Consider the following 11,800-nt stretch of genomic DNA (forward strand, 5'->3'; position numbering starts at 1 on the left):
ACAACCGTGAAAATTGCGCTCCGGTATCCGCTTGTCACGGGCACGGTCGCCGCCCTCCTGGCGGTGATACTGCTGCTTGCCTCCGGCCAGGAAGCTATCGCGCGGATCGCCGCCAGCATCTATGCGCTGGCTGTGGCGGCCTACCTCGCCGTCGGCATGGTCCGCCGCCTGGTCGGCGGCCAGTGGGGCATCGACATCCTGGCCGTAACCGCCATCGTCAGCACCGTACTGGTGGGCGAATTCGTCGCCTCGATGATCATCGTGCTCATGATGGCCGGCGGCACCGCCCTTGAGGACTACGCCGCCGGCCGTGCCAAGAAGGAACTGACGTCCCTGCTGGAGCGCGTCCCGCAGACAGCCCACCGGGAACGCAACGGCGGTGCCGCCGGAAGCCACGCCGCCGAAACCGACAGCCAGCATGAGGACGTGGCGGCCACCGACGTCGAAGTCGGCGACATCCTGCTGGTGCGGCCCGGCGAAGTGGTGCCGCTGGACGGGCTGCTGCTTTCCGAGTCCGGAACGTTTGATGAATCCTCGCTGACCGGGGAGAGCCTGCCGGTGGAGCGTGCCGCCGGCGAGGGCCTGATGAGCGGGTCGTTGAACGGCCAAGCGGCCATCCGGATGCAGGTCACGGCGCTGATGGAGGACTCGCAGTACAGCCGCATCGTCGCGCTGGTGAAAGAAGCGGCCGACAGCAAGGCACCCATGGTCCGCCTGGCCGACCGCTACGCCGTCCCGTTCACCGCCCTCGCCTACGTTCTCGGGGCGATCGGCTGGATCGTCAGCGGCAGCCCGGTCCGGTTCGCGGAGGTGCTGGTGGTGGCCACGCCGTGTCCCCTGCTGATCGCCGCCCCCGTGGCGTTCCTGGGCGGCATGAGCCGTGCCGCGCGTGGCGGCATCATCGTCAAGTACGCCGGGGTTCTCGAGCAGCTGAGCCGGATCAAAACGGTGGCCTTCGACAAGACCGGCACCCTGACCTACGGCCGCCCCTCCCTGGTGGGCATCCGGACTGCGGGGTCCTTCACCGAGGACCGGGTCCTCGGGCTCGCGGCCTCCGCCGAGCAATATTCTTCCCACGTGCTCGCCGCCTCGGTGATGGACGCGGCACGGTCCCGTGGCTTGGTTTTCGAGTCCGCCACGGAGGCCACCGAATTCGCCACGCACGGCGTCCGGGCGCGCTTCGACGGCCGGGACGTCGTCGTCGGCAAGCCAAATTTCGTGTCGGAATCGGCCGCCGGTGTCGTCGAAACCGAGCTGGCCAGCGGCGAGCTCGCCATCTACGTGGGTGTGGCCGGGGAGTTCGCCGGGGCCCTGGTGATGAGCGACCCGATCCGCGGGGAAACCCGCCGCACCGTGGCCGAACTCCGGGAACTCGGCGCCACCCGGACGGTCATGCTCACCGGCGACGCGCTCGCCACCGCCGAGCACATCGCGGCAGAGGCCGGGCTGACCGATGTCCGCGCCGAGTGCCTGCCGCCGGACAAGGTGGAGGCCGTGCGCTCTCTGCCCCGCCGTCCGGTCATGATGGTGGGCGACGGCGTCAACGACGCCCCCGTCCTGGCCGTCGCCGACGTCGGGATCGCGATGGGCGCGCGGGGTTCGACGGCGGCCGGCGAGTCCGCCGACGTCGTGATCATCCTGGACGACCTGTCCAAGGTGGCCTCGGCCGTGCGGATCGGCCAGCGCACCGTGAAGGTGGCGCTGCAGAGCATCTGGATCGGCATCGCGCTGAGCGTGGCGCTGATGCTGGCTGCAGCCGCGGGCTACGTTCCGGCGATCGCCGGCGCCCTCTCCCAGGAGGTGGTGGACCTCGCCACGATCCTGAACGCGCTCCGGGCGCTGGGCTCCGGGACGCGGACCCCGCGGCCGGGCAGGCCGGCCGGCCGGCCTAGCCCGCGGACGCCAGCTTCTCGGCTTCCGCGATCCGCGGGACGGTCCTGAGGTAGCTGTCCGGGTTCAGCGAGATCGAATCGATGCCCTCGCCAACCAGGAACGCCGCGAACTCCGGGTGGTTGCTGGGGCCCTGGCCGCAGATACCGATCTTGATCCCTGCCGCGTGCGCCTTCCGGATCGCCTCGCTGATCATCGCCATGACGGCCTCGTCGCGCTCGTCGAACAGCGCCGCCAGCTGCGCCGAGTCCCGGTCCACGCCGAGGACCAGCTGGGTGAGGTCGTTCGAGCCGATCGAGAAGCCGTCGAAGCGGGTGGCGAATTTTTCAGCCAGGACCACGTTGGACGGGATCTCGCACATCATGTAGACCTGTAGGCCGTGCTCGCCGCGGACCAGCCCGTTCTCAGCCATCACCGCCAGCACCTTGTCCGCCTCCTGCGGTGTCCGGCAGAACGGGACCATGACGATGATGTTGCTGAAGCCGATCCGCTCCCGGACCCGTTTCAGCGCCCGGCATTCGAGCGCGAAGCCTTCCCGGTACCGCGCGTCGTAGTAGCGCGAGGCACCCCGGAAGCCGAGCATCGGGTTCTCCTCGGCCTCCTCGAAGGAGGCGCCGCCGATCAGGTGCGCGTACTCGTTGGTCTTGAAATCGCTGAGCCTCACGATCACCGGGTTCGGATGGTAGGGCGCGGCGATCTTCGCGATGCCCAGCGCCAGGGCGTCCACGAAGTAGTCGCCTGGATCGGCGTAGCCGCGCGTCAGGTCCCGGATCTGCGCTGCTTCCTGCGGGTCCGCGACCCGTTCCGGGTGGACCAGCGCCATCGGATGGATCCGGATCAGGGCGCTGATGATGAACTCCATCCGGGCCAGCCCGACGCCGTCCGCGGGCAGCCGCCACCACTGGAAGGCGGCCGCGGGGCTGGCGATGTTCACCATGACTTTGGTGCGCGTCGCCGGCAGCTCGCCCAGATCCACGTCCTCGGTTTCGAACGCGAGGCTGCCGGCATAGACGCGGCCCGTATCGCCTTCGGCGCAGGAAAGGGTCACGGCCTGGTCCTCGGCCAGGACACTGGTGGCGTTGCCGGTCCCGACGACGGCGGGCACCCCCAGTTCCCGGCTCACGATGGCCGCGTGGCTGGTGGGGCCGCCGTGGTCGGTGACGATCCCGGCGGCGCGCTTCATGATGGGCACCCAGTCCGGGTCGGTCATTTCGGTGACCAGGATGGCGCCGTCCCGGAACTTGTCGATGTCAGCGGCGCTCCTGATCACGCACGCCGTCCCCTGCGCGATCGAGTCGCCGATGGCCGCCCCGGTCACCAGCACCGCACCGGTTTCCAGCAGGTGGTGGAGCGTGAAGCGGGAACCGGTCTTTTGCGACTGCACCGTCTCCGGCCGGGCCTGGACCATGAAGAGCTCGCCCGTCACGCCGTCCCGGGCCCATTCCATGTCCATCGGCCGGCGGTAGTGCTCCTCGACGCTCACGGCCCAGCGGGCCAGGGTGAGGATCTCGGCGTCGGCCAGGACGAAGGACCGGCGTTCCGCTTCCGAGGTGTCGACGGTGCGGGTGCGGGCGTGGCCGCCGCGGCTGTAGACCATCTTCTGCGCCTTGGAGCCGAGGGTCTTTTCGATGATCGGGCTGGGCCTTTCCGCCAGCCCTTCCGCCAGCCCTTCCGCCGGTCCTTCCGCCGCCGCGGCCTCGCTCAGGAGCGGCTTGAAGACGAGGTACTTGTCCGGGTTGATCGTGCCCTGCACCACCGTCTCGCCGAGACCCCAGGCGGCGCTGATCACGGCAGCCCGCGGGAACCCGGAGTCTGTATCGATCGAGAACATCACTCCGGAGGCGCCGACGTCGGAGCGCACCATCCGCTGGACCCCGATCGAGAGTGCGACGTCGAGGTGGTCGAAGCCCTTGACTTCCCGGTAGCTGATGGCCCGGTCCGTGAACAGCGAGGCGTAGCACCGCCGGCAGGCGTCCATCAGTTCCCGGTCGCCGGTGACGTTCAGGAAGGTTTCCTGCTGGCCGGCGAAGCTGGCATCGGGAAGGTCCTCGGCCGTGGCGCTGCTCCGTACCGCGACCGACAGCCGCTCCAGCCCGGCGCGCTGGCCCAGATCGCGGTAGTGCGAGCGGATGGAGTCGGCGATGTCCGGCGGGAAATCGCTGGCCAGGAACAGCTCCCGGATGGCTTCCCCGGTCTCGCGCAGCGTCGCGTCCCCGGAGCGGTAGGCCAGGATCCGCGAGCGCATCGCCGGTTCGATCCCGTTCGCCGCGACGAAGGTCCGGTAGGCCGCGGCGGTGGTGGCGAAGCCATCGGGAACCCGTACGCCCCGGGCCTTGAGGGACTGGATGAGCTCGCCCAGGGAGGCATTCTTGCCGCCGACCTGCGGGACGTCCCCCATGCCAATTTCTTCAAACCACTTCACGTGCTCGGGCATGCCGGCGCTCCTTTGGGCGTTTGTCCATCCATGGTCCGATCCTGCGGCCCGGGGCGGTGTGGGGTCAGAGGCTTTGGACCTCTTAGCCGGCGCGTTGGGCGGGCCGCCCGGACGTGCCGTGCCGGGCCAGCTTGTAGAGCCAGTCCGCGACCAAGACCGCCGGAATGGCGGCGAGGGCCACGGCCAGCCCGCCGGGTGTCGGCGGGGCATGTCCCAGCAGGCCGGCGACAGGGCCAAGGAACAGGAAGACGGAGAGCAGCCCCAGCTCCGCCAGCACGGCCCAGAGCAGCAGCCGGTTGGTGAACCAGCCCAGCTGCCAGGGCGGGGAGGTGGCGCTGCGGCAGGCGAAGGCGTTGGCGAGCTGGGCCAGGACCACGGTGGTGAACGCGGCGCCGGAGGCCGCCATCAGCGCGTCCGACGGCGGCAGTGCGGCTCCGGGGCTCCAGCCGGCTCCGAAGAGAACGGCGGTGTAAGCGGTCATCTCCATCAGCGCCTCTACCGGGCCCAGCAGGCCGAAGACCCGGAACATCAGGGCCCGATCCATCAGGTGCCGGCGCTCCGGCGGACGTTTCAGGGCCCCTTTGCTGGGCGCTTCGCTGCCGAGGGCCAGGGCCGGCAGCAGGTCGGTGCCGATGTCCAGGGCGAGGATCTGAAGCACGCTCAGGGCCAGCGGGAACCGGCCACCGGACAGGGCCCAGAACACGAACGGCGTCAGCTCGGCGACGTTGTCCGTGAGGTGGTACGTCAGGAAACGGCGGATATTCGCGTAGGTGGCGCGGCCCTGCTCCACGGCCGCGATGATCGTCGCAAAGTCGTCGTCGAGCAGCACCAGGTCCGCCGCCTCGCGGGCCACATCCGTGCCGCTGAGGCCCATCGCGACGCCGATGTCCGCCTGCTGCAGCGCAGGCCCGTCGTTGACGCCGTCACCGGTCATGGCCAGCACGTGGCCGCGGTGCTGCAGCAGCCGGGCCACCCGGAGCTTTTTTTCCGGCGTTACCCGGCTGACCACGACGCCGTCGCGGTCCAGCAACGCGGCCAGGACCTCGTCATCCTCCGGCAGGTTGTGGCCCTCCAGCACCAGCTCCGGGGAGCCGATCAGGCCGGTTTCCCGGGCAATGGCGGCGGCCGTGAAGGCGTGGTCGCCGGTGACCATACCCACCTTGATGCCAGCGTCGCGGGCCGCCTGCAGCGAGAGCCGGACCTCGGCGCGGGGCGGATCGTGCAGGCCGATCAGGCCCAGCAGCGTCAGCCCGCTCTCCACTTCGTCCGCCGTCGTGCCGTCCCGCACCGGTCCGGGCAGGCTCCGCTGCGCGACCGCGAGGACCCTGAGCCCGTGCGAGGCCATCTGGTCCACCATCTGCAGGGCACGGTCGGCGCCGCCGGCGCCGCCCACGTCGCCGTCGCCCTCACTGTCGCCGTCGCCCCGGCACAAGGGGATCACGGACTCCGGGGCCCCCTTGACGAACAGCGTCGTACCGACGATGGCGGACTCGCGCAGCCGTCGCGGATCGAAGGCGAAGCGGTGCGACGGCGTTGGCTCCGCCGGCCCGCCGCCGGGGCCGGCCAGCCGCGTGGCCAGCGCGTCGATGGCGGCCTCCATCGGATCTCCCTCGGCGATCCACTGCCCGTCGTGCGGCACCGCCCGGCCCACCGAGGCGGCACGGGCGGCGGCGCTGAGCCGCTGCCCCGCCTGGAACGCCGCCGCTCCGGCGTCCGCGCCACCCTCCCCCGTGACCTCGGCTTCCGGCGCGTAGCCGTTCCCGGTGACGCCGAGCAGCCCGGAGGGTGTCCAGACCTCGACGGCGTTCATCCGGTTCTGGGTGAGGGTTCCGGTCTTGTCCGTGCAGATGAACGTGGTGGAGCCAAGCGTCTCGACCGCCTGCAGGTTCCGCACCAGGGCCTTGCGCGCGGCCATCCGCTGGGCTCCGATGGCGAGCGAGAGGGTGACGGTGGGGAGCAGGCCCTCGGGCACCAGCGCCACCGCCACGCCGATCGCGAAGAGGAACGCATCGCGCCAGGAGATGCCCACCAGCAGCGAGAGGATGAAGAACAAGGCGCCGATGCCCAGGGCCACGCCGGCGACAATCCTGACAATCCGCTGCAGTTCCAGGGCCAGCGGGCTCGGCGGCGCCTCGACCTTGCCGGTCAGTGACGCGATCTCGGCGAGCCGTGTCTGTCCCCCGGTGCTGGCCACCACCCCTTCGGCCGTGCCGATGACCAGGAAGGTTCCACCGAACACGGTGTCCCCCGCAGCCTTGCTGACCGCTTCGCTTTCGCCGGTGAGCATCGATTCGTCCACCGTGCAGCCCGCAGCCAGGGCCAGGCGGAGATCCGCCGGCACCCGATCGCCGGCAACCAGCACGACGGCGTCTCCGGGCACCAGCTCGGTGGTGTGCACTTTGACGATGCGATTGTCCCGGCGCACCGAGACCATGGCGGGCAACAATTCGCGCAGCTTGGCGGCCGCGTGCTGGGCGCGCTCCTGCTGGATGTAGGCGAATACCCCGTTCACCACGATCACCACGATGATGGCGATGCCCAGTTGCGGCATGCCGGCGACAAAGGCGAGGGCGGCCGCCACCCAGAGCATGACGGCAAAAAAGTGGGTCAGTTCTGCCAGCAGCCGCCGCCAGCCCGGCACGGCACGGACCTCGGGCAGCCGGTTTGCCCCGGCACGCTCCAGCCGCAGGGCAGCCTCCGCCGAGCTCAGTCCGGAGATCCCGGGCAGCGGCCCGGCCGCGGCAGAGTTCACCGTCCGCCGCCCGTCATGCGCAGCACCTAACGCCGGCACTGCCCAGGTGCATCATGCCTCCGAGGATGCTCCGGCGCGGCACCCCTGGTTAGGGCCAAAGGTCACCGGGCGCCGGCGCGCGGCTACGCTGCCCCGGAACGGCTTCGGTTGCCGGGCCCGCCCTCAGCTGCCAGTGGCGGCAGGCGGCCGCTGCCGTCCCAGCGAACGCAGGTACGTCCCGAAGCCGTGGGGCGCCCGTGCGTGGGTCCGGCCGGAGGTCAGCACCCGCATGCTGTCCGTTGCGAGGACGGTGAAGGCGAGGCTGCGCAGGCTCTGGACCAGGGTGCGGTCCTCGTGCGTTTCCAGGTGCGAGAACCCGCCCGCGGCCAGATAGGCCGAGGCCCGGACGCCGAAGTTGGCGCCGTAGATGTGCGGGTGGTTTTCCTCGAAGGGGTGGCGGTCCAGCCAGCGGCGCAGCAGTTCCGGGTCCATCCCGACCGGGTCCGGTTCCACCGAGCCGAGCACCGCGTCGGCACCGGCTTCGGCGAATTCGAGCTGCCGCACCAGCCAGTTCACCGGGACCTGCGAATCGGCGTCGGTGTTGGCCAGCCAGGTCCGTCCCGGCCAGGGCCGCGGTTCGGAACGCTGGCCGGGGGCGCGCCGTTGCGGGCCGAGCACGGCGGCGCGGACGCCTGCCGCCCGGCTCGCGCCGGCGCTGCGCAGCCGGACGTCGAGCGCGCCGAAGCGCGGGTCGGCGTCGACGTAACCTGCGGTGATCTCGGCGGAGCGGTCGGTGCAGCTGTCCAGGACCACTGTCACCCGGACGGCGACGCCGGGCCGCTGCCGCTGCAGCTCGTCGGCGGCGCGCTGCACTGCCCGCAGCGCCCGGTCCAGGTGCTGGTCCTCGTTGTGGGCCGGCATCACGACGGCGACGGCGTCGATGCCGGGGCGTCGTTGCGGGGGCCCGGCCGGGGCCGCCACGTTGCTCACGCGAGCGGCTCCGGGGCGCGGAAGATTTCCAGCACGAAGTCGCGCTCCCGGTAGAGGCCGGCGTCGGCCCAGCGAAGTTGCCTGCGGGCTGCTGCGTGGACGGTGTCGCCGTCGAGCTCCCAGCCCTCGATCGGGTGCCGCCAGTGGCAGAGCGCCAGGGTGCCGCCGGGCAGCAGCGTGGCCTCGACCCGTTCGAACAGGGCCGCCAGCTCCTCCGGCGAGAGGTAGTAGCCCACCTCCGACACCACGATCAGATCAAACGCGCCCTCCGGCCAGTCCTGCGGCACCGTCAGGTGGCGGGTCCGCGCGGCCGGCAGGTGCGCGAGCCGCCGGGCGGCGTGGGCCAGTGCCGCGCTGCTCGCGTCGACGGCCAGGAAGCTGCCGCAGCGTTCGGCGAGTTCCACGCTGAGGGTGCCGATCGAGCAGCCGATTTCAAGGCCGGCGGAGTAGCTCCGGCCGGGGAGCGCCGCGAGCGTCAGCGCGCGCTTGCGGTGTTCGTACCAGCTGGTGGTGTACTCCCAGGGGTCCTCGCTCCGGGCGTGGACGGTGTCAAAGAGGCCCTCCGCGTCCGCCGCGGCGTAGGCGGAGGGCGCGACTGCGGCGTGTGCCGCCGCACCGGCCGATGGGACAGCCGGAGTGCCGGGCCGCTGCCAGGCGAAGGTCTCCCAATGCCGGGAAAAGTGCTGCAGGAAGGCCGGCGGGAGCAGCACTTCGTCCCCCGGCTGGTCCGAGAGCGCCCGGACCTGCGAGGTGTGCGCCGCCATGGCCTGCGCCTTGGCCTGCGCCTCGGCCGGGGTCAGCGGGAGCCGCAGCCAGGACTGCCAGGCCGGGTCCTCGGGGCCGGCCCAGAGCCAGTACCAGACCGGGTACTCCAGCAGCCCGTAGCCGGAGGCGGCTGCCGCTTCCGCGGCGGCGGAGCCCAGGGCGTCGTGGTCGGTATGGCCGTCGTTCCGGTAGGGCGCCACCAGGACGACGCGGTCCGCGGGCCGGCCCGTGGCAGCCGCGGCCTCGCGGATCGCGGCGAGGACCTGGTACCGGTGGCCCGCGAGCTTCCCGTCCGGCAGCCCGAGGTACTGCCAGCCGGCGTCCGGGACGAGCCGCCCGAGGGCGCCGGCGAATTCGCGCAGCCGCAGGTCGGCAAGCTGTTTGGGTGTGGTGCTGGGCGAATCGGGGTGGGAGGCCTCCCCTGCCGTGCACAGCAGCACCCGCACCTCCGCGCCGAGGCCGTGCAGCCGGGCCATCAGGCCGCCGGCGCCCAGGGATTCGTCGTCGGGGTGGGCGGCCAGGACGATGAATGCCCTGCCGGCCAGCTCCCCGGCGTCGAGCGGGAGCTCCGGCAGGGCGGCGGCGCCGCTGCGGGCCCAGTCTTCTTCGTTGGTCCCGGCGTCGTTGTGCGTGAAGCTCACCATGGGTGGTCCCCCTTGAACGTCAGGGCGCCGAGCTGGGCGTCGTCGCGCATGGCGTGGTGCTGCCGGATGTAGAGCGAGAGGTCGGCCATGCGTTTGCCGTAGCGTGCGTCGAAGGCCAGCGGGGCGGGCCCGAGGTTTTGGCTCACCAGCGACTGAATGCGTGCGACGGCGGCGGCCACGCTGCCGCGGACGCGCAGCGCCTCGCTCCACGCGCCGGCGCCGGAGAGCTCCCCGGCATCGATCCGGGCCGCGGTCCGGGCGAGGTACTGGGTGAGCCCGGTCAGCGTGCGGTCGATTTCGCCGAGGTGGGCGAGGGCGAGCTGGTCCGGTTCGCGGCCGCCGTCGGCCGCTTGTTTCAGGGACTCAACATAGTTGCGGGCCACGGCGACGGCGCCGCCGAACCAGCAGGCGGCTACCCCCATGCCGCCCCAGGCGAACCCGGGACGCTGGTAGTACCAGCCGGCCGGACCGAGCGGTATGGCCGGCACGGCATCGAAGTGCACGGTGCCGCTGGGGACCTCGCGCAGGCCCAGGCTGGTCCATTCCGGGTCCGCGAAGCCGACCCCGGCGGCGTGCAGGTCGACGGCGAAGGCGGCGCGGCCGCCGCCGTCGAGGTGCGCGGTCAGCACCGCGTGGTCGAGCTGCGCGGCGATGGAGCACCACGGTTTCGAGCCGGTCAGCACGACGGCGCCGCCGGCGTCCTTGGCTTCCAGCTTCAGCCCGGGGGCCTCGGCGGCGAAAACGCCCCAGGTGCCGTCGAAGGGGAGATCGGCGGGGGCATCATCGAAATCCGCCGCAGCGGCCTGGGCGAGGATCGCGGCGGCGTCGAGGTGGGGTTCCAGGATCCGTCCGGCGGCGACGTCGACGGCGGTGACCGACGCGAGGATCTCCCACAGCAACGCGGTGTTGCCCGCCCCGGGCTTCGGGGCGCACTCCCCCGCGTCCTTGGCGAGTGCCAGCAGGGCCGGGACGTCCCCGACGCCCGCCTCGGCGGCGTCCAGCATCGGTGAGATCCCGGCCAGCTCGCCCGTCGTGGAGCTGATCCGCACGGCCTTGGGAGGGCGGGCTTCCTGGGTCGCGTTCATTGCCTCGTCCGTGTCCTTTGCGATGTGCGCCTGGTGTTGTCCGTGCCTGTAGCGGCCGGTCGAAGCCGCCGCTGGGTAAATCTAAGCATACTTAGCACTTCGCCCGGTCCTCGCCCGCCGGACCGGGACGCCGCACCGAGCACCATCCCGTGCTACCGCACGAGGGCGAGCGCGAAGCCGTCCCAGCCCTTCGATCCCACCGTCTGGATCACGGTGGCGTCCAGCCGCGGGTCCGCGCCCATCAGCTCCAGCGCCGCGACGATCCCCGGGGCGTTGACAGGATCCAGGGCCGGGTCCAGCACCGCGCCCTCCCACACCACGTTGTCCATCACCACCGTGGTGCCGGGCCGGCCCAGCCTGATGGCCCAGTCCAGGTATTGCAGGTTGTGTTCCTTGTCCGCGTCGATGAACACAAAGTCGAAAGGCCCGGCGCCCTCGCTTTCCAGCACGGGCAGCGTGTCCAGGGCCGCGCCCACCCGGATTTCCACGAGGTGGCCCAGCCCGGCCTGGTCGAGATTGGCGCGCGCCACCTCGGCGTGCCGGGGCAGGTATTCGCAGGTGACAAGCCGGCCGCCGTCGGGCAGGCCCTGTGCCATCCAAATGGTGCTGAACCCGGCCAGCGTGCCGATCTCCAGCACCCGGCGGGCGCCGGAAAGCTGGACCAGCAGCTTCAGGAGCTTGCCGGCGTTCGGGGCGACCTCGATGGGCGGCATCCCTGCTTCCAGGGAGGCGGCCACGGCGCGCCGCAGCGAGGTATCGGGCCGGACCACCACGCCGGAGAGGTACTCCTCGACGGCGATCCAGCGGGATGTGGGCTGATGCTCGATCATGCGGCCCAGTCTTTCAGCTGCCCCCGCCGGTGGGTAGGGCCGGCGGCCGCCCGGCCCAGGCCCGGGCCCGGAGCGGCTACTCGCCCAGGGCCTTCTCCAGCCGGTCCAGTTTCCCGGTCAGTTCGCCCGTGTAGCCGGGGCGGATGTCGGCCTTGATCACGAGGGAGACGCGGCTGCCGTAGCGGCCCACGGCTTCCGTGGCGCGCTTCACGACGTCGAACACCTCATCCCATTCGCCCTCGATGGTGGTGAACATCGAGTCCGTGTGGTTCGGCAGCCCGGACTCACGGACGATCCGCACCGCCTCGGCGACGGCATGGTGGACCGAGGCGTCGTCGGCTTCGGAGCCGGCGGGAGCGCCGCTGGGACGGCCGGAGGGTGCGACAGAAAATGCAAGCAACATGGCTCCAGTCTGCCACGCGGGATCCGGC

Annotated in this window: 8 protein-coding genes; 1 reads left to right on the forward strand and 7 read right to left on the reverse strand. The window is 71.5% G+C overall.

Annotated elements, in window-relative coordinates:
• Positions 1 to 6: 6 nt before the first annotated feature.
• On the forward strand, positions 7 to 1,941 hold the full coding sequence (locus tag AC1DBL_RS09570; RefSeq protein ID WP_476925994.1) for a heavy metal translocating P-type ATPase: 1,935 nt from the start codon (positions 7 to 9) through the stop codon (positions 1,939 to 1,941).
• Here AC1DBL_RS09570 and ppsA read toward each other — a convergent pair.
• From ppsA to AC1DBL_RS09605, 7 genes are all read right to left on the reverse strand, one after another.
• Positions 1,889 to 4,324, reverse strand: a complete 2,436-nt coding sequence (gene ppsA / locus AC1DBL_RS09575) for a phosphoenolpyruvate synthase (protein WP_476925995.1) — start codon at positions 4,322 to 4,324, stop codon at positions 1,889 to 1,891. The two genes, AC1DBL_RS09570 and ppsA, sit on opposite strands and share 53 nt — an antisense overlap.
• A gap of 82 nt (positions 4,325 to 4,406) precedes the next feature.
• Positions 4,407 to 7,076: a cation-translocating P-type ATPase gene (locus AC1DBL_RS09580; RefSeq protein ID WP_476925996.1), complete on the reverse strand. Its 2,670-nt coding sequence runs from the start codon at positions 7,074 to 7,076 to the stop codon at positions 4,407 to 4,409.
• A 162-nt stretch (positions 7,077 to 7,238) separates the two neighbouring features.
• Positions 7,239 to 7,976, reverse strand: a complete 738-nt coding sequence (locus AC1DBL_RS09585; protein ID WP_441418177.1) for a glycosyltransferase family 2 protein — start codon at positions 7,974 to 7,976, stop codon at positions 7,239 to 7,241.
• Between the two features lie 65 nt (positions 7,977 to 8,041).
• Positions 8,042 to 9,454, reverse strand: a complete 1,413-nt coding sequence (locus tag AC1DBL_RS09590) for a PIG-L family deacetylase (protein ID WP_476925997.1) — start codon at positions 9,452 to 9,454, stop codon at positions 8,042 to 8,044.
• Complete coding sequence (locus AC1DBL_RS09595) at positions 9,448 to 10,539, reverse strand: hypothetical protein (protein ID WP_476917244.1); 1,092 nt, start codon at positions 10,537 to 10,539, stop codon at positions 9,448 to 9,450. The genes AC1DBL_RS09590 and AC1DBL_RS09595 overlap by 7 nt, the downstream gene beginning before the upstream one ends.
• A gap of 152 nt (positions 10,540 to 10,691) precedes the next feature.
• Positions 10,692 to 11,369, reverse strand: coding sequence for an O-methyltransferase (locus AC1DBL_RS09600; RefSeq protein WP_476925998.1), 678 nt, complete (start codon positions 11,367 to 11,369; stop codon positions 10,692 to 10,694).
• Positions 11,370 to 11,445: 76 nt separating this feature from the next.
• Positions 11,446 to 11,772 carry a thiamine-binding protein gene (locus AC1DBL_RS09605; protein ID WP_441418027.1) on the reverse strand — a complete coding sequence of 109 codons (327 nt, stop codon included), beginning with the start codon at positions 11,770 to 11,772 and terminating at the stop codon, positions 11,446 to 11,448.
• Positions 11,773 to 11,800 lie beyond the last annotated feature (28 nt).

The sequence above is a fragment of the Arthrobacter sp. 10T44 genome, from assembly GCF_056393885.1.

What these genes read in the sequence shown, in the direction of transcription:
- ppsA (WP_476925995.1), bottom strand. Translation starts at nt 4,324, where the DNA reads ATGCCCGAGCACGTGAAGTGGTTTGAAGAAATTGGCATGGGGGACGTC.
- AC1DBL_RS09585 (WP_441418177.1), bottom strand. Translation starts at nt 7,976, where the DNA reads ATGCCGGCCCACAACGAGGACCAGCACCTGGACCGGGCGCTGCGGGCA.
- AC1DBL_RS09590 (WP_476925997.1), bottom strand. Translation starts at nt 9,454, where the DNA reads ATGGTGAGCTTCACGCACAACGACGCCGGGACCAACGAAGAAGACTGG.
- AC1DBL_RS09595 (WP_476917244.1), bottom strand. Translation starts at nt 10,539, where the DNA reads ATGAACGCGACCCAGGAAGCCCGCCCTCCCAAGGCCGTGCGGATCAGC.
- AC1DBL_RS09600 (WP_476925998.1), bottom strand. Translation starts at nt 11,369, where the DNA reads ATGATCGAGCATCAGCCCACATCCCGCTGGATCGCCGTCGAGGAGTAC.
- AC1DBL_RS09605 (WP_441418027.1), bottom strand. Translation starts at nt 11,772, where the DNA reads ATGTTGCTTGCATTTTCTGTCGCACCCTCCGGCCGTCCCAGCGGCGCT.